The organism is Pseudomonas sp. SED1, assembly GCF_034044025.1.
Classification (GTDB): Bacteria; Pseudomonadota; Gammaproteobacteria; order Pseudomonadales; family Pseudomonadaceae; genus Aquipseudomonas.
Map to the genome: position 1 here is coordinate 82,775 of NZ_JAXCIS010000177.1, position 15,693 is coordinate 98,467.

A 15,693-nucleotide genomic window follows, 5' to 3' on the forward strand; every position below is an offset into this window, starting at 1 on the left:
AGCCTTAGCAGATCCTAGGAACTCACTGACGTCTATCTGGCCATCGGCGATGCTGATCATCGATCACATACAGGTGTTCGTGATCGACGCCATCCTGACCTTCTAGGTGTGTGTGATCGTCTGACAGGTTCTCATGGGTGTGTTTTATCGTCTCTTGGTCATGAGCAGGGCGCCAGATCACCATGCTGATCACCAGTGCGCTGCCTGCCACGACAGCTAGCCCAACAAACGATGCGGTGAGGCTGATATTGGCACCCAGCCATCCCGCCAATGGGTAGGTAATCAACCAGCAGGCATGGGATAGAGCAAATTGGGCGGCAAACAACGCCGGGCGATCTTCGGCATGTGCCGAGCGACGCAACAGTCGACCGCTCGGAGTCTGGGCTAGGGAGTAGCCAAGCCCGAGCACCATCCACAGCGGCAGCAGTAAGTTATAGGTGGTCAGGTTGATGCCAACCGCTAAACCCGCGACCAATATTCCTCCGCCAAACAGCATGGCCGTTCGGTCTTTGATGTTTTTTAAGAGTCGAGGCAAGACCAGGGCCGCGACCATCGAGCCGCCACCAAACGCAGCCAGCGCCAATGCCGTAGAACTCTGCGGCAGAGCGAAGCGCGACTGCACCAGCACCACCGTGTTGACGATGACCATCGCACTGGCGGCCGCTACCGTCAGATTGAGAGCCAACAGCCCTCGCAAGCGAGGTGTGGCCAGGAATATACGCATGCCTCGGGTGGTTCGTTCGTAGATGCTCCGTCGCGGCGTTGGCTTCGCCTTTGGCAGAAGCACTGTGGAGACAAGGGCCGCCGAGGCGAGAAACCCGATGACGGTGCCGGCGAACAGGTTATGAAAGCTGATCACGGTCAGCAACGTGGCGGCGAGCATCGGGCTGGCGACACTTTCGAGATCGTAGGCCAGACGCGATAGCGACAAGGCGCGGGTGTAGTCGTCCTCGTCGGGCAGGATGTCTGGAATGGTCGCCTGGAACGTAGGGGTAAACGCTGCCGAGGCTGACTGGAGAACAAAAATCAGAACGTAGATCTGCCAGACTTCCGTCACAAACGGCAGAGCGAGCGCGACCAGTGCTCGCACCAGATCCAGCGATACCAGCATTGCCCGACGGGGCAGGCGCTCTGCAAAAGCGGCTGCAATGGGGGCTACGCCGATGTAGGCCGTCATTTTGATCGCTAACGCCGTACCGAGGACAGCGCCCGCTTGGGCTCCTGCGAGATCGAACGCCAGTAGGCCCAGCGCGACTGTGGCAAGACCAGTACCTACGAGCGCGATCACTTGGGCGAGAAAGAGATGACGGTAGGTTCGGTTGGCTAAGATTTTCAACATGAAATATCTCAATTGGCGAAGTACGTAAGCAGGTGGCTACCGACTTTTTACGAACAGACGCAATCAGCTGGTTTCGTCTCTAAAGAGCGCGAGCATCCTCCCAGGGAGGATATGGTTCGATCCTAAACCATAGACCATGGCAGCTCAAGAAATAGGCGATACGTTATCTATTGAATTACTGGAGTGCGGGCCTGCCCATACGGCTTGTACTGGTTCTGCAAGGCGAGGCGACGTGCTCAATGTTTCGATTGCAGCGTTCAAATGCTGCAACGCTGCCGGTCGGATGTATTTGCTCCCTGGGTTGTATGGCTAGTTGGAACGTGTGATCATATTTTTATTATAGGTAGGGGGGGTATGGTATGGGTCATGTGAGATCGAGCAAAGACAATCTTCTTAAGCGCGTGAAGCGAATCGCTGGGCAAATCCAGGCGATTGAGCGAGCACTCGACTCTGATGATGACTGCTCGAAAACCTTGCTTTTGGTCGCTTCGACCCGTGGCGCTATCAATGGGCTGATGGATGAAATCATCGAAGACCACGCTCGTGAACACGTCGCGAATCCGACACTCAGCAACGAAGAAAGAGCGAAAGGCGTCGATGAGCTTCTCGAAGCCATTCGCCGCTATTCCAAATAGGATTTACCCAAATGAGTAATGCGTACATCGACTATTCCCACGACCATATGTTCCTTGGGAAATCACATGAAGAAAACGCCAAGCGAACCTTGTGGGTAGTGGCTCTGACCGTCGTAATGATGGTTGCTGAAATCACTGCCGGTTATCTCACTGGCTCAATGGCATTGCTGGCAGATGGTTTTCACATGGCAACGCACGCCGGAGCACTTGGCATAGCCGCAGCTGCTTACGGTTACGCAAAAAGACATGCCTCAAGTGCGCGCTACAGTTTTGGAACTGGCAAGGTGGGAGACCTGGGTGGCTTCGCCTCTGCTCTGATTTTGGGACTGGTCTCCTTGGGAATTGCCGGAGAGTCGCTATTTCGTCTCTTTCAACCGACTCAAGTGCAATTCGGAACAGCGACTTTTATCGCAATTGTAGGATTAGCAGTGAATGTGGTGAGCGCGCTTTTGCTGTCTGGTGGTCATGATCATCACCATGGGCATGACCACGGCCACGATGAATCTCACCATGCGCATGGTCACGACAATAATTTGCGCTCTGCTTACGTTCACGTCATTGCAGATGCACTGACTTCGGTTCTGGCCATCGCAGCACTGCTTGCTGGTCGATACCTTGGCTGGGTATGGCTCGATCCTGCAATGGGGATTGTGGGTGCAGTTGTCATTGCGCGCTGGGCTTGGTCGTTGATGCGGGTGACTGCGGGTGTATTGCTCGATCAGACAGATGATCATGTCGCTGAAGAGATTCGTGAACTGGTTGAGCAACCGGGAGATGCTTCGATCATTGATCTTCATGTCTGGCAGGTGGGGCCGCAAGCCCGCGCTGCGATTGTGAGTGTTCTGGGCAGCCCAGCAGTGAATGCGGAAAACATACGAGAACGGCTTGCAACGGTTCATGAGATCACTCATTTGACAGTTGAGTACCGCACGAAGTTGGTCGCTGATTCACCCGATCAGCTCGCCGTGCTTGCTTCGCAATGAACCCGTAGCACGTAGAGTTCGACGAGGAATTGAACAATGGCCAAGGACATCGAAAATCCCTGTATCTCTGTTTGCCAGCTGAACAGCGAACTGTGCGTCAGCTGCGGTCGCACCAAGGAAGACATCAAAAAATGGAAACGAATGAAGCGTCCAGAAAAAATGGCCTCTGTACAACGGGCGACCCTGCGCCTGAAAAGCCTGCAAAAAAAGAACTCTTAAACCACCGTCATTTACATTTTCAACTTTTTCAGCCGAGACAGATGTCCTGGTTTGGGAGGGCAAGCTGAGGGGCAACGCCATTTCCAAACCGATCACTATCGCGGTCAGCAATCTGCTGCGCAGTGCGTGTCAGCATACGGAGCACGGCGTCATCACCAATTACTTGAACTCATCTCAAATTGTTATTGAGGACAGCGGTGCGGGGTTATCCGATGTGGTTTCAGTGCGCCTGTACAACTGTTGCTGATCGTCCTTGGCGAATTGTTTGAGAATAATGTCGACAGAGCAAGTCCCACTGCATGGCCATGAACGGTGACCATGCTGTAACGGGAGGGATCGGGGGGTTTAGTTTTCGGGGTATTCAGCAATGACCTGATCTGTGCCAGCTTTGTACCGGCCGATGATCTGGTAAGCCTCATGCACTCCGTCGACTTCCATTCCTGGAGAACCTGCTGGCATACCAGGGGCGGCGATTCCGAGAAGGTCGTCACGTTTGCTCATCGCAATTATTTGCTCGGCAGGCACGTGACCTTCAACAAACTTTCCGTTGATCATCGCAGTGTGGCAAGACGAGAGTCGTGGAGCGACCCCCAGATCTTGTTTGACAGCACTCATGTTGGTCTCTACATGATCTATGACGGTGAAGCCATTGGCCTCAAGATGCTGAATCCACTTCTTACAGCATCCGCAGTTAGCATCTCGGTGAACATCGATGGCCAACGCCTGTGCTGCTTGAGCGGTTGAACCGATGAACAGTGCGGCGAACGTTGCGATACGCAGAAGTCGACTTGAGAGTCGGAAGCTACCTGTCATGGATATTTCCTTTTCCCTTGGCGGCGGCGAGATGAATGCCGCTGCAAAGGTTTGGTTGAAGGTATTATATTTGAGTCGGGGAGCCGCCCCCCTGTTATTCAAAAATCGTAGGGCTTTTGCTCAAACCACTCAGAACCACATCCGAATACCGGCTACAAATCGAGCCTCGTTGGTCTTTTCCCCTTCATCGCTGGCCAGATCGGCGGTCTTGCCGTAGGAGCGATTCCAGGTAACCCCGACATAAGGGGCAAATTGGCGAACAATCTCGTAACGCAACCGGAACCCTACTTCGGTGTTGGCCAATCCAGATCCTATGCCGCGCTGGGGATCATTTTTTCCATACATGTTTACTTCGACTGTCGGCTGTAAGATCAGGCGATTTGTCAGCAGGATGTCATAATCGCCTTCAAATCGAGCAGCGGTTTGACCGTTTTCACCGATATAGGCAGTCGCTTCAGCTTCAAAGTTATAGAGGGCCATGCCCTGAATACCGAGCGCTCCCCATGTTTGAGGCGACCCGGGTTTGAAGTCTTGCCGAACGCCCGTGACGACATCCCACCATGGACCGATGGCGTGCCCCCAGAGTGCTTGGAGTTCGGCGTTTTCCGTCACGCCATTGGTACGTTCACCTTCCGAACGCAGCCACAGGCGATCAACGTCACCGCCGATCCACCCTTTGGCATCCCAGGCCAACGCACTCCCGTTGTCAGCGTCTTGGTACTCAAACTTATCCAGAAGGATGAACGAGTTGATTTTTTTGTCGTGTACACCATGACCTGCCACATCTGGAAAGGCGGCTGCACGGTCAGCGTCGGTAAGTACGGGGACAGGGGTTCGGCTTGTGGTCGTTGCCCCTCCAGCCATGCTTTCCATACCGTCCATTTGCCCGTCGTCCATGCTCATCTTGCTGTGATCCATGGCCCCCATCTTGTTATGGTCCATAGTTCCCATTGAGCCGTGGTCCATCTTGGAGTGATCCATTGCGCCATCTTTTGCTTTGGCTGGTTTGGATTTCTGCGCAGTTGAAGGCTTCGCGTTCGCACTTGATGGCATCGCCATCGACGGATCCATCTCCTCAGCAGCTTGGGCCATGAAGAAAAATGCAGGACTGGTAGAGACTGCAAGTGCCATCAACGTTGGGCGTAAAAATTTACTGGTCATGATCTCAATCTGCCTTTCTGGTTTTTTGGTCATGATCCATCGACTCATGGCTCATCTTGCTATTGTCCATTGCCCCGTGATCTAGCTTTGAATCGTTCGCCGTCATTGCTGGCTTGTCCGTTGCTGTAGCAGGAACATTGGTTGAATGATCGCCGCCATTTTCCTCTGCCAGCACCATGGACGAGAGTCCACCCAGCAGGCCAATGGCAAAGAGGCAACCCACCAGGGAATTACGATTAAGGTATGTGCTCACGGATCGTCTCCTTTACTCATCAACCCGTACTTCACGGAACATGCCCATTTCCATATGGAAAAGCAGGTGGCAGTGATAGGCCCAACGGCCTAAGGCATCAGCGGTAACTCGATAGCTGCGTTTGGTACCTGGCGGCATATCGATCGTGTGCTTGCGCACCATGAACTTGCCGTTCTCATCCTCGAGGTCACTCCACATGCCGTGAAGGTGGATGGGGTGGGTCATCATGGTGTCGTTCACCAAGGTGATGCGCAGACGCTCACCGTACTTCAGGCGAAGCGGCTCGGCGTCAGAGAATTTTATGCCGTTAAACGACCACGAAAACTTCTCCATGTGACCGGTCAAATGAAGCTCGATGGTACGATTTGGCTCGCGGCCGTCAGGGTCTTGGAAAGTGCTTTTCAAGTCGGAGTAAGTGAGCACTCGACGACCATTATTCCGCAAGCCTATTCCAGGATCGTTTAGTTTTGGCGTTGGATTCATGGCTTGCATGTCAACCAGGGGGTTGTTGGTTTCGGAGGCAGGGTGTGTCTGCATTTCTCCACCCATACCGCCCATGCCAGCCATCCCTGACATATCACCACTACCCATTCCAGCCATCTTGCTGTGGTCCATCCCGGCCATGCTGGACATGTCGCCTTTGTCCATGCCCGCCATCTTGCTGTGATCCATACCCGCCATGTTAGTCATGTCACCGCTGTCCATGCCGGTCATCCCGGTCATGTCGCTTTGGTCCATACCGGTCATCTTGCTGTGGTCCATGCCAGCCATGCCCGACATTTCACCTGACTTCTTCTCGGCGCCGCCCATACCGGCCATGCTGCCATGGTCCATACCAGCCATACCGCCCATCCCCATGTCATCCATAGTGACGATTGGACGTGGATCTATAGCAGGTACCTGAGCAACTAGCCCTTCACGAAGTGCGAGGGTTCCGCGTGCATAACCCGTCCGATCCATAGACTGGGCGAAGATGGTGTAAGCCTCTTCACTGGCAGGCTCTACGATCACGTCATACGTTTCAGCTACGGCGATGCGGAATTCGTCAACGCTCACTGGGTTCACGTGTTGGCCGTCGGCGGCCACAACGGTCATTTTCAAACCAGGAATGCGGACGTCGAAATAGCTCATCGCCGAGCCGTTGATAAAGCGTAGGCGTAGCTTCTCACCCGGCTTGAAAATACCGGTCCAGTTACCGTTGGGCGCCTGGCCATTCATGAGATAGGTGTAAGTATCTGCGCTGACGTCTCCAAGGTCGGTTGGGCTCATGTTCATTTCAGCCCACATCTTCCTGTCAGCTACTGTTGCTGACCAACCTTGCTTACTGACATCGTCGATGAAATCACCAACGGTGCGTTTATGGTGGTTGTAGTAGCCCGACTGTTTCTTAAGCTTGGCCATGACACGACTAGGATCTTCATCGGTCCAGTCAGTCAACATCACCACATAGTCGCGGTTGTATTGAAAAGGTTCAGGCTCTTTCGAGTCGATAACGATTGGTCCGTAAACCCCTGCCTGCTCCTGTAAGCCCGAGTGGCTGTGGTACCAGTACGTACCATTCTGATGAACCTTGAACTTGTACTCGTACATGCCGTCGGGTGCAATGCCATGGAAACTCAAGCCAGGTACACCGTCCATATTGGCCGGCAGGATGATCCCGTGCCAATGGATTGAGGTGTCTTGGTCCAGGCGGTTTTTTACACGCAGAGTGACCGTCTCTCCTTCGCGCCAACGCAGCAAAGGTCCTGGCAATGATCCATTGATAGTCATGGCTGTTCGCGGCGAGCCGGTGATGTTTACCGGGGTTTCACCAATAAACAGATCAAATTCATTGCCGGTGAGTACGCTCGGCAGACCAGGACTTGTCACCGCCCATACAGGAGTGCGCCAAAGGCCAAAGCCGCCGAGAATGCCACCAGCGGCCAAGCCTTTTACGAATGTCCGTCTAGAGGTTTTGGAATGCATGCCGTTTATTTCCAATCAGTCAAAAGGGAAGCCGTGCGAAACAACCGATCATGAGTTGCCCGGATCAGCTTTGCCCACCGTCATAAAAGACAAACTCTTACGGCAAGCGAGTTCAGAAATTGCCACATTTAAACCACCGCAGTGATTACATTTCTGTCAGCTTGGAGGGCCCAGCTATTTAGCAATTCTTGTGGTCCATCGCCTTGGCTTTGCTTTCAGCGACAGGAGGTTGGGCATTTTGCGTTTGAGCCACTCTGTACGATTCCATCGAATTATTCCTGGCCACTTCCATGCGTGCGAAAGTCCGGTCACCACCGCCTTCGGCCATAGCCAAAGAAGAGACGGTCAGAGCAGCGATGACGAACAAGGTTTTGATAGGATTCATTTGGGGTTCCTCGGATGAGTATTGATGCCCCCTGAATCCACATCAATCGTTGACTCTAAGGGGTGAGCTTGAGGCTCAATAGGACTATAAGACTCATCCCCTGACAGGAAGCTTAGGCCAATATTACAGTTGTGTCAGGTTGCGATATTTCTCTTGAGATACAGAGTGATTAGTCCGTAAGGTCTAAGCCATCCAGCGTCACATAACCGACATTTATTCTTTAAAACTTACCTGTGCGTTGTGTAAGCTTCCGGTCACTTTCGCGGAGGTTTGACGTTTTTTCGTTCGCACTTGAATTGTATCTCGACTCGGATGCACTACGTTAAGCACTTGAGTGTTTGATATAGGTGGGAATGTTAAATGGCAGCGTAACTTAGCGTAACTAAAGGTGGCCACCGGTGAGTATTAATTTTGAAAAAGCGCTTGGCTCCGCAGAAAGAGCATTACTTTTTCGCAGCCAACGAGCTGAGGTGCTTAGCAATAATATCGCTAATGCCGACACTCCTAATTTTAAGGCCAGAGATTTGGACTTTTCCGCTGTCCTGGCTAGCCAGACAAAAGGAGGTTTTGCTACTCCGTTCTCTTTGAAAACAACAAACCCAAAACATATTGCCGTAAACGAATTAGCAAGTGATATTCATAGCGGCGCGTTGCTTTACAGCACGCCGAACCAACCTTCCATTGATCAAAATACTGTGGATCAACAGGTCGAGGTCGCAAAATATACGGAAAATTCGATTCATTTCGAAACTGCTTTTACTCGATTGAATGGAGCATTTAAGGGGCTACTCAAAGCTCTACGAGGTGACTAATAAACCTCACCCAGCGATGGAATCAGCGCCTCAGGCGCTGATTTGGGAGGGGAAACCCAGTGCTTCCACAGCTTTACGGACCTGCTCTGGGTTTTCGCTGCTTTCAACGGTTACCTTACCTGCCGCGCGATCCACGGAAACCGTAGCCTTGCTGTCCAGTGACTGAATTGCTTTGGTGATTTTGCTGACGCAGCTACCGCAACCAATGCCTGATACGTTTAAGACGAACATGGTTATTCCTCTTGTGCTGAGCGGTCTCTTTTCACCGCAACACCAGCATCAACGTTGACACAATGGCAAGGTCAAGGGTTATGTATTAACGGGCTGCGAGCATCGGTTACGCTCAATCTATTCGGGTATTCCTCAGTCTCAAAGCATTGAAAACTACAGATGCAGAACTGACGCTCATGGCTAACGCAGCGATCATTGGCGACAGAAGGTGCCCCGTCAGTGGGTAGAGCAGGCCTGCGGCGAGGGGAATACCCATTGAGTTGTAAAGGAAGGCGAACCCCAAGTTTTGCCGCATGTTTTTCACCGTTGCAACCGAAAGTGCCCGTGCCCGTAAAATCCCCATCAGGTCGCCTTTTACCAGCGTGAGCTGCGCGCTATTCATCGCGACGTCAGTCCCTGTACCCATGGCAATGCCCACGTCTGCTCGCGCCAAGGCCGGTGCGTCGTTGATACCGTCGCCGGCCATGGCAACCTTTCGACCGGATTGCTGGAGGTCCGCCACCAGGCGCTCCTTGTCCTGAGGTTTCACTTCACCATGAACCTCTTCAATACCCATCTCCCTGGCGACAGCACGTGCGGTGGTGAGCCCGTCTCCGGTGGCCATGATGATTTTTACGTTATCAGCCTTAAGCTTGGTGACTGCTTCTTTAGAGGTCGGTTTTATCGGGTCTGAGACCGCCAGTAATCCTGCCAAGACCCCGTCAACTGCTAGATAGATGATGCTGATGCCTTCAAGGCGCAACAACTCTGCACGGTCTTGTAAGACCTTAGTGCTCACGCCGGCAGCTTCCATCAGTGCAGTGTTGCCCAGCTGTACTTTCTTACCATCAACGAGGCCACTGACTCCAATCCCTGACCCGGACTCAAACGATTCAGGCTTGGTGAGCGCAACATTTTCAGTTCGGGCGTGATCGACGATGGCATGAGCCAAAGGGTGTTCGCTGCCTTGATCAAGGCTAGCGGCCAGTTGAAGAACATCGTGTGGGTTGAAATCTGGTGTGGCCTCCACACTGTGAAATACCGGCCGTCCCTCTGTCAGGGTCCCCGTTTTATCGACAATCAGTGTGTCGATCTTGCAAAGGTTTTCGATGGCACTGGCATCCCTGAACAGCACACCCATACTGGCGGCTTTACCCGTCGAAACCATGATCGACATGGGTGTTGCGAGACCCAGTGCACAGGGGCAAGCGATGATAAGTACGGCGACAGCGTTGATCAGGCCGAAGACCCAGCTAGGTTCTGGACCGAAGATCCCCCAGCCCAAGAGTGTTAGCAACGCAATCGCGATAACCCCCATCACAAAGTAGCCGGCAATCGAGTCGGCCATTCGTTGCATTGGCGCTTTGGAGCGTTGGGCTAGAGCGACCATTTGTACTATCTGCGACAGCATGGTGTCGGCGCCGATCTTTTGCGCCTCCATCACCAAGCTCCCATGAGTATTAAGCGTGGCGCCGATCAAACTATCCCCTGCTCTTTTCATTACCGGCACCGGTTCACCAGTGAGCATGGATTCATCCACCGCACTTTCTCCCTCGAGTACGGAGCCATCAACTGGCACCTTTTCACCAGGTCTGACCCGCAAATGGTCTCCCAAGTGAACATGGGTAAGAGGAATGTCTTCCTCCTGACCATCGGCGTTGATCTTGCGTGCAGTCTTGGGAGACAGGCCTAGAAGGGACTTAATGGCGGCGGAGGTTTGTGAACGTGCTTTGAGCTCAAGAATCTGCCCAAGCAAGGTGAGCGAGATGATGACCGCAGCGGCTTCGAAGTAGACGCCGATACGTCCATCTTGCATGAAGGTGGTGGGAAAACTTTGGGGAAATAGGGTTGCCGCGACGCTGTAAAGATAGGCTGCGGCAGTACCCAAACCAATCAGAGTCCACATGTTTGGACCGCGATTTCTAACAGATGCTATGGCCCTTACAAAAAAGGGCCAACCTGCCCATAAGGTGACCGGCGTCGCAAGAGCGAACTCTATCCAGTTTTGGACCGAACCATGGAACAGTTGTAATGAGTGACCCGCCATGGCTAGAAGGGTCACTACCACGGTTAAAGGCAGCGACCACCAAAAGCGGTGGGTGAAATCCCGGAGTTCAGATTGATCATCTTCATCAAGCACGGGCATGACCGGTTCTAATGTCATGCCACATTTAGGGCAATTGCCGGGCCCTGGCTGTCTTATTTCCGGGTGCATAGGACAGGTAAATTCAGTGGCTACTTGTAGCGCCGGCTCTGTAGCGCCGATGCTGGGTTCAGTGCTGGGATGACTGCCACTGTAGTGTTCTGGATCTGCCCGAAATTTCTCTTGGCATTTCTGGCTGCAAAATTGATACATCTGTCCCTGATAAGACTCGCTAAATTTACTTGGAGGCGTAACCGTCATACCGCACACCGGGTCACGTATATCGCCGTCAGGGGGCGAGGCAGCGTGGGCGGGACCGTGATCGTGATCGTGGTGGCTCGGTGTCGTGTGCATAGCTATTTCTCGTCCTTGTTGGTTGCTGCCTGATCGCCATGGTCATGTCCGCTATGTCCATGCCCAAAAAAATGCATCAATGGACAGATCAACAGAATGAGATAGGGCAAATACGGATAAACGTGGCTGAAATGTTCCCGCACCACGTAGAAGGCACCGATCGCAATGAGCATGATCAGTACAACGCCTGTTTTGCGCCTCCAGAATGGAGAAGTGGTGCTTCCAACCGAATGCTTATGGTTATTCATGATCTAAACCCTAATGTGCGAGTTGCTCTGATCTCTGCCACAGAGCGTAGCCAACTCTTGCGTCGACGCGCTTTTAGCGGTCGGCTCAGGTTTAGTTCAAGTCAAATTGACCGACCATCCCAGACTGGTAATGGCCTGGCACATTGCAGGCAAATTGCAGTCCAGCTGTGTTGTTGAAGGTCCAGATCAACTCCTTGGTTGCACCTGGCTCGATCAGCACGCTGTTCGGGTCGTTGTGTTCCATCCCGACCATCTTCATCCCTCCCATGCTGTGGCCCATGTTGCCCGCCATCTTCCCGGCACCGATGGGTGTAAGCGTTCCATTCTGGAACATGCTCGCCATTTCTTTTTGGTGCGCCGCATGAGCAGCGGCCTGGCCGATATTGAACTCGTGCAGCAGCGCCCCTTTGTTGTGAAGTACAAAGCGAACTGTTTCACCGGGCTTTACGTCGATGTTTTTAGTTTTGAAGAAAATATCACCCATCTCCACATCAACCGTGCGAGTAACCTCAGAGGCGACTCCAGGCTGGCCAATATCCTCTTTCCCATGACCTGCGCTGGCCATCGCCGTAGCACCGAAGAGTAGGGTGATTGCCGCAATAACTGGGGTAATAAGCTTATTTTTCATGGTGACCTCGTGGGTTAAGAGCGAATCACTGGCTATGCTAAAGAGGCGGAGCTGCCACTTAACTGACCTGAACACTACATTTCTGTAAGTTTTCAAAAGAAAACGCGGCATCCGAATGACGCCGTGTTTAGAGGACCGGTTCGAAAAACCAATGAGACCGGTTGGTCACTGATGGTTTTCAGAAAGCATCAGTTTGTGCTCGCGCTGCATTTGGCTCAAAACGTCATCAACCATAGCATCGTGTTTTTCCATCCAGGCAAGGTGCTGCTGAGGTGACATTGATGCGTTTGGGTGATCTTGATGGAGCTGGCTCATGATTTCGCCCAGCATTTTCATATGCTCGGCCATGTGTACATGGCGCTGTCCTTCAGGGGCTTTTTCAGCTTGTACCAAGGTTGCTTCTGCTTTGTCGCGCAGGCTCTCCATACGCTCCGCGATCCGGTCTGCGCCACCTTCAGCCAACGCAGAAGCCGAGACGAGTATGGAGCTCACAAAGAAAAGGACTTTTAGGCTATTCATGGGACAGCTCCTTATGGATTTATTTTCCGGCTCCCCCTAGGTTTCATGCTGAAGAGTCGGTCGAGCACCAGGAAGTACTCATGTTTGAACCCTAGACGCCGCTCGCTGACAACTACCTGAAGCCAATATTACTTTTCTGTCAGTTGCTGGTTGGCAGAAGCATTTCGTTGCAGACTCAGCCTCACAATTATTTGAGAGCCACCCCCATGAGACTTCTGGTTGCGGAAGACGAACCAAAAATAGGTATCTATTTGCAGCAAGGACTCACTGAGGCGGGGTTCAATGTTGATCGCTTTACCAATGGCCAAGACGCGCTTCAGCACGCTTTGAGCGAGGCGTATGACCTGCTGATTCTTGATGTGATGATGCCTGGGCTGGATGGCTGGGAAGTACTTCAGAAAGTGCGCGCATCCGGGAAAGATGTTCCGGTGCTCTTCCTCACGGCGCGAGACCGCGTTGAGGACCGAGTAAAAGGGCTTGAGCTGGGGGCCGACGATTACCTGATTAAACCCTTTGCCTTTTCAGAGCTGCTGGCACGCGTTCGAACGCTGTTGCGTCGCGGCACTAGTGCGCCCTCACAAACCTATATGAAATTGGCTGATCTGGAGGTGGACCTACTCAAGCGCAGGGTTATTCGAGGAGGCAAGCGCATAGATCTGACAGCCAAAGAGTTTGCGTTACTCGAGTTGCTGCTCCGTCGTCGAGGCGAGGTTCTGCCCAAGTCACTTATTGCTTCCCAAGTTTGGGATATGAACTTCGACAGCGATACCAACGTCATCGAGGTCGCGGTCAGGAGGCTCAGAGCGAAGATTGATGATGATTTTGAGGTCAAGCTGATCCACACCTCTCGGGGGATGGGTTACATGTTGGACGCACCGGACTCGGGGTCGGAATGAAGCGAATGTCACTGACTACCCGCATGAGCCTGATGTTCATGCTTGCTGTAACAGCTGTGCTCACCGTCGCCGGACTCAGTTTTAACAACCTCAGCCGGCATCACTTCAAGATGCTGGATCAGCAGGCGCTGAACGAAAAGCTTCACTCGACGCAAAGAATTTTGACTGGGTTGAACAGCATTGATCAATTCAGTGATGTTAAGCCTGAGCTGGAGGCTCTGCTTGGTGCTCATCGTGATTTGACAGCCCTCATCATCGATGGTGACGGCAAGCTCCTGTTTGCTGATCCAGGTCCGATCGTAGTTCCTGAGGACTTCAGAACGATCACAAACAGCAATGTCTGGGAGTGGCGAGACGAGGAGCAGGTATTTCGAGGCGTGACGGCACAAGCCATTGTGACAGGGCAAGAAAAACCATTAACCGTGATGTTGATCTTTGATGTTACTCAACATATGGCTTTCTTCGAGACGCTTGAACGCTGGTTTTGGATAGGGCTGGTGATCAGCGCGCTGGTCAGTGCTGCACTGGGCTGGATGGTCGCGAGTAGTGGCCTACGGCCTATCCGCCTAGTCACTCAGGTCGCGGCTTCAATGTCAGCTAAATCACTCAAAGAGCGTATTCCGTTAGGTCCCGTTCCTAAAGAGCTCCAGCAGATGGTGTTGTCGTTCAACGCAATGTTATCCAGATTGGACGATGCGTTTGTTCGTTTATCGAACTTCTCTGCGGACATTGCTCACGAATTACGAACGCCGGTCAGTAATTTGATGACTCACACTGAAGTGGTTTTATCTAGAAAAAGGAATATTGAGGACTACGAAGACAATCTGTACTCAAATCTTGATGATTTAAAACGTATGGGCCGGATGATTGATGACATGCTTTTTCTGGCGAAATCAGATAACGGTCTGATTACACATGAAAACAAACCAATAGACCTGGTAGCGGTAGTAGAGAAATTACTCGAATACTACCGCTTGCTTGCTGATGAGCGAGGGATCGACCTCAAAGTCACAGGGAGGGGGAGCGTCCGAGGTGACGTCCTTATGCTCGACAGGGCCATCTCTAATCTGCTCTCAAATGCACTCCGGTACACCCCCGAAGGGGAGTGTATTAGTGTCGATATCCGGCAGAAGGGAACTTCAATATCGGTCTCCGTGGAGAACCCTGGAGAGCCAATCGCGCCTGAGCATCTTGAAAAGTTGTTCGATCGTTTTTATCGCGTGGACCCGGCTCGTAGAGAAGGGAGCCCAAGTAATGCAGGGTTAGGTTTGTCGATCACTCGATCAATTATAGAAGCGCATGACGGCAAGATTTGGTGTACGTCATCAAGCGGAAAAACAGCCTTTCATATTGAACTCCCTTGTGCGGATGAAAAAAAGGCGTAAGGCCCGTTGCTCATGTATATCTAGCAGCATCTGGTTAGCTCAAAGGGAACGTTCGTGGATGACGGAAACCTCTTGGCGCGTCGCAAAGGGAGTCACGTATTCGGACCTGTATACGCGCTTATCAGTGTCCAAAATCCCGCCTCAAGCTGACTGAAATGTAATCGAATAGTTTGCGTTCATGTGGCATCGTGTACTCGCACTGTGACGTTAGAGTTCTTGTGATTTCTTCCTGTCCAGCCCGCCCTAGGACACGGAATCTGCTAGGTATTCGCCAGTGGCTTTAACAAGCGTCAAAAAGTAAAAACTAGATATTCCCTAAAAAACCTAGAACCAACAGCTCTTGCTGTGAGGAGTCTTGCATGTCATTCCTTAAAACTACCACCGTAGCTGTTGCGCTGACTGCGGGTTTGCTTCTGAGTGCAGTTGCTCAGGCGCATCCAAAGCTGGTTTCTTCTACTCCCGCTGAAGGGTCGGATGCGGCGGCTCCTTCTAAAATTGAACTGCACTTTTCTGAGAATCTAACGACTCAGTTCTCTGGTGCCAAACTGATCATGACCGATATGCCTGGCATGCCGAACTCCCCTATGGGCGTAAAAGCCGGCGTTGCAGGTGGCGGTGATCCGAAGACGATGGTTATCACGCCCGCATCGCCATTGACCACGGGTACTTATAAAGTCGAATGGCGTGCCGTCTCATCGGACACTCACCCGATTACCGGTAACTTTTCCTTCAAAGTGAAATGATT

General features: G+C 52.3%; 18 protein-coding genes. 7 read left to right on the forward strand and 11 right to left on the reverse strand.

Going from position 1 to position 15,693, the window contains the following annotated elements:
- Window positions 1–22: 22 nt before the first annotated feature.
- Complete coding sequence (locus tag SNL23_RS22960; protein WP_318303633.1) at window positions 23–1,339, reverse strand: MFS transporter; 1,317 nt, start codon at window positions 1,337–1,339, stop codon at window positions 23–25.
- 359 nt (window positions 1,340–1,698) lie between these two features.
- On the opposite strand from SNL23_RS22960, the gene SNL23_RS22965 reads away from it, so the two are divergent.
- From SNL23_RS22965 to SNL23_RS22975, 3 genes are read left to right on the forward strand one after another with little or no spacing between them, the layout of a single operon-like run.
- Window positions 1,699–1,974: a metal/formaldehyde-sensitive transcriptional repressor gene (locus tag SNL23_RS22965; RefSeq protein WP_028621219.1), complete on the forward strand. Its 276-nt coding sequence runs from the start codon at window positions 1,699–1,701 to the stop codon at window positions 1,972–1,974.
- A gap of 11 nt (window positions 1,975–1,985) precedes the next feature.
- Entirely contained in the window at window positions 1,986–2,957 is a 972-nt protein-coding gene (dmeF, locus tag SNL23_RS22970) for a CDF family Co(II)/Ni(II) efflux transporter DmeF (RefSeq protein WP_200624136.1), read from the forward strand.
- Window positions 2,958–2,993: 36 nt separating this feature from the next.
- Window positions 2,994–3,176 carry a DUF1289 domain-containing protein gene (locus tag SNL23_RS22975; protein ID WP_010565098.1) on the forward strand — a complete coding sequence of 61 codons (183 nt, stop codon included), beginning with the start codon at window positions 2,994–2,996 and terminating at the stop codon, window positions 3,174–3,176.
- Between the two features lie 345 nt (window positions 3,177–3,521).
- Here the strand turns inward: SNL23_RS22975 and SNL23_RS22980 are convergent, their stop codons facing one another.
- The 5 genes from SNL23_RS22980 to SNL23_RS23000 all read right to left on the reverse strand — a co-directional run bounded on the left by SNL23_RS22980 (window position 3,522) and on the right by SNL23_RS23000 (window position 7,753).
- Window positions 3,522–3,989 carry a DUF411 domain-containing protein gene (locus SNL23_RS22980; RefSeq protein WP_318303636.1) on the reverse strand — a complete coding sequence of 156 codons (468 nt, stop codon included), beginning with the start codon at window positions 3,987–3,989 and terminating at the stop codon, window positions 3,522–3,524.
- Window positions 3,990–4,118: 129 nt separating this feature from the next.
- On the reverse strand, window positions 4,119–5,183 hold the full coding sequence (locus SNL23_RS22985) for a copper resistance protein B (protein WP_318303638.1): 1,065 nt from the start codon (window positions 5,181–5,183) through the stop codon (window positions 4,119–4,121).
- Window positions 5,155–5,403 carry a hypothetical protein gene (locus SNL23_RS22990; RefSeq protein WP_318303640.1) on the reverse strand — a complete coding sequence of 83 codons (249 nt, stop codon included), beginning with the start codon at window positions 5,401–5,403 and terminating at the stop codon, window positions 5,155–5,157. The genes SNL23_RS22985 and SNL23_RS22990 overlap by 29 nt, the downstream gene beginning before the upstream one ends.
- 12 nt (window positions 5,404–5,415) lie before the next feature.
- On the reverse strand, window positions 5,416–7,368 hold the full coding sequence (locus tag SNL23_RS22995; protein WP_016963499.1) for a copper resistance system multicopper oxidase: 1,953 nt from the start codon (window positions 7,366–7,368) through the stop codon (window positions 5,416–5,418).
- 178 nt (window positions 7,369–7,546) lie between these two features.
- A complete protein-coding gene (locus SNL23_RS23000) occupies window positions 7,547–7,753 on the reverse strand; it encodes a co-regulatory protein PtrA N-terminal domain-containing protein (protein ID WP_010565102.1) in 207 nt (68 codons plus the stop codon).
- Between the two features lie 398 nt (window positions 7,754–8,151).
- Here SNL23_RS23000 and flgB point away from each other — a divergent pair, with 398 nt between their 5' ends.
- Window positions 8,152–8,565: a flagellar basal body rod protein FlgB gene (flgB, locus tag SNL23_RS23005; protein WP_200624132.1), complete on the forward strand. Its 414-nt coding sequence runs from the start codon at window positions 8,152–8,154 to the stop codon at window positions 8,563–8,565.
- Window positions 8,566–8,595: 30 nt separating this feature from the next.
- On the opposite strand, the gene SNL23_RS23010 is transcribed toward flgB, so the two are convergent.
- The 5 genes from SNL23_RS23010 to SNL23_RS23030 all read right to left on the reverse strand — a co-directional run bounded on the left by SNL23_RS23010 (window position 8,596) and on the right by SNL23_RS23030 (window position 12,667).
- The gene (locus tag SNL23_RS23010) at window positions 8,596–8,796 is read right to left on the reverse strand and encodes a heavy-metal-associated domain-containing protein (RefSeq protein ID WP_200624131.1); all 201 of its coding nucleotides are present in this window, start codon (window positions 8,794–8,796) and stop codon (window positions 8,596–8,598) included.
- Window positions 8,797–8,908: 112 nt separating this feature from the next.
- A complete protein-coding gene (locus tag SNL23_RS23015; protein WP_318303642.1) occupies window positions 8,909–11,272 on the reverse strand; it encodes a heavy metal translocating P-type ATPase in 2,364 nt (787 codons plus the stop codon).
- Window positions 11,273–11,274: 2 nt separating this feature from the next.
- Complete coding sequence (locus SNL23_RS23020; RefSeq protein WP_318303643.1) at window positions 11,275–11,520, reverse strand: DUF2933 domain-containing protein; 246 nt, start codon at window positions 11,518–11,520, stop codon at window positions 11,275–11,277.
- 91 nt (window positions 11,521–11,611) lie between these two features.
- Entirely contained in the window at window positions 11,612–12,148 is a 537-nt protein-coding gene (locus SNL23_RS23025; RefSeq protein ID WP_318303644.1) for a cupredoxin domain-containing protein, read from the reverse strand.
- A 165-nt stretch (window positions 12,149–12,313) separates the two neighbouring features.
- Window positions 12,314–12,667 carry a co-regulatory protein PtrA N-terminal domain-containing protein gene (locus SNL23_RS23030; RefSeq protein ID WP_200624127.1) on the reverse strand — a complete coding sequence of 118 codons (354 nt, stop codon included), beginning with the start codon at window positions 12,665–12,667 and terminating at the stop codon, window positions 12,314–12,316.
- Between the two features lie 206 nt (window positions 12,668–12,873).
- Here SNL23_RS23030 and SNL23_RS23035 point away from each other — a divergent pair, with 206 nt between their 5' ends.
- The 3 genes from SNL23_RS23035 to copC all read left to right on the forward strand — a co-directional run bounded on the left by SNL23_RS23035 (window position 12,874) and on the right by copC (window position 15,691).
- Complete coding sequence (locus SNL23_RS23035) at window positions 12,874–13,563, forward strand: heavy metal response regulator transcription factor (RefSeq protein ID WP_034116561.1); 690 nt, start codon at window positions 12,874–12,876, stop codon at window positions 13,561–13,563.
- Window positions 13,560–14,948 (forward strand): copper resistance membrane spanning protein CopS, encoded by a 1,389-nt coding sequence (gene copS / locus SNL23_RS23040; RefSeq protein ID WP_318303645.1) that lies wholly within the window; start codon window positions 13,560–13,562, stop codon window positions 14,946–14,948. Before SNL23_RS23035 ends, copS begins: the two co-directional genes overlap by 4 nt.
- A gap of 359 nt (window positions 14,949–15,307) precedes the next feature.
- Complete coding sequence (copC, locus tag SNL23_RS23045; RefSeq protein WP_200624124.1) at window positions 15,308–15,691, forward strand: copper homeostasis periplasmic binding protein CopC; 384 nt, start codon at window positions 15,308–15,310, stop codon at window positions 15,689–15,691.
- Window positions 15,692–15,693 lie beyond the last annotated feature (2 nt).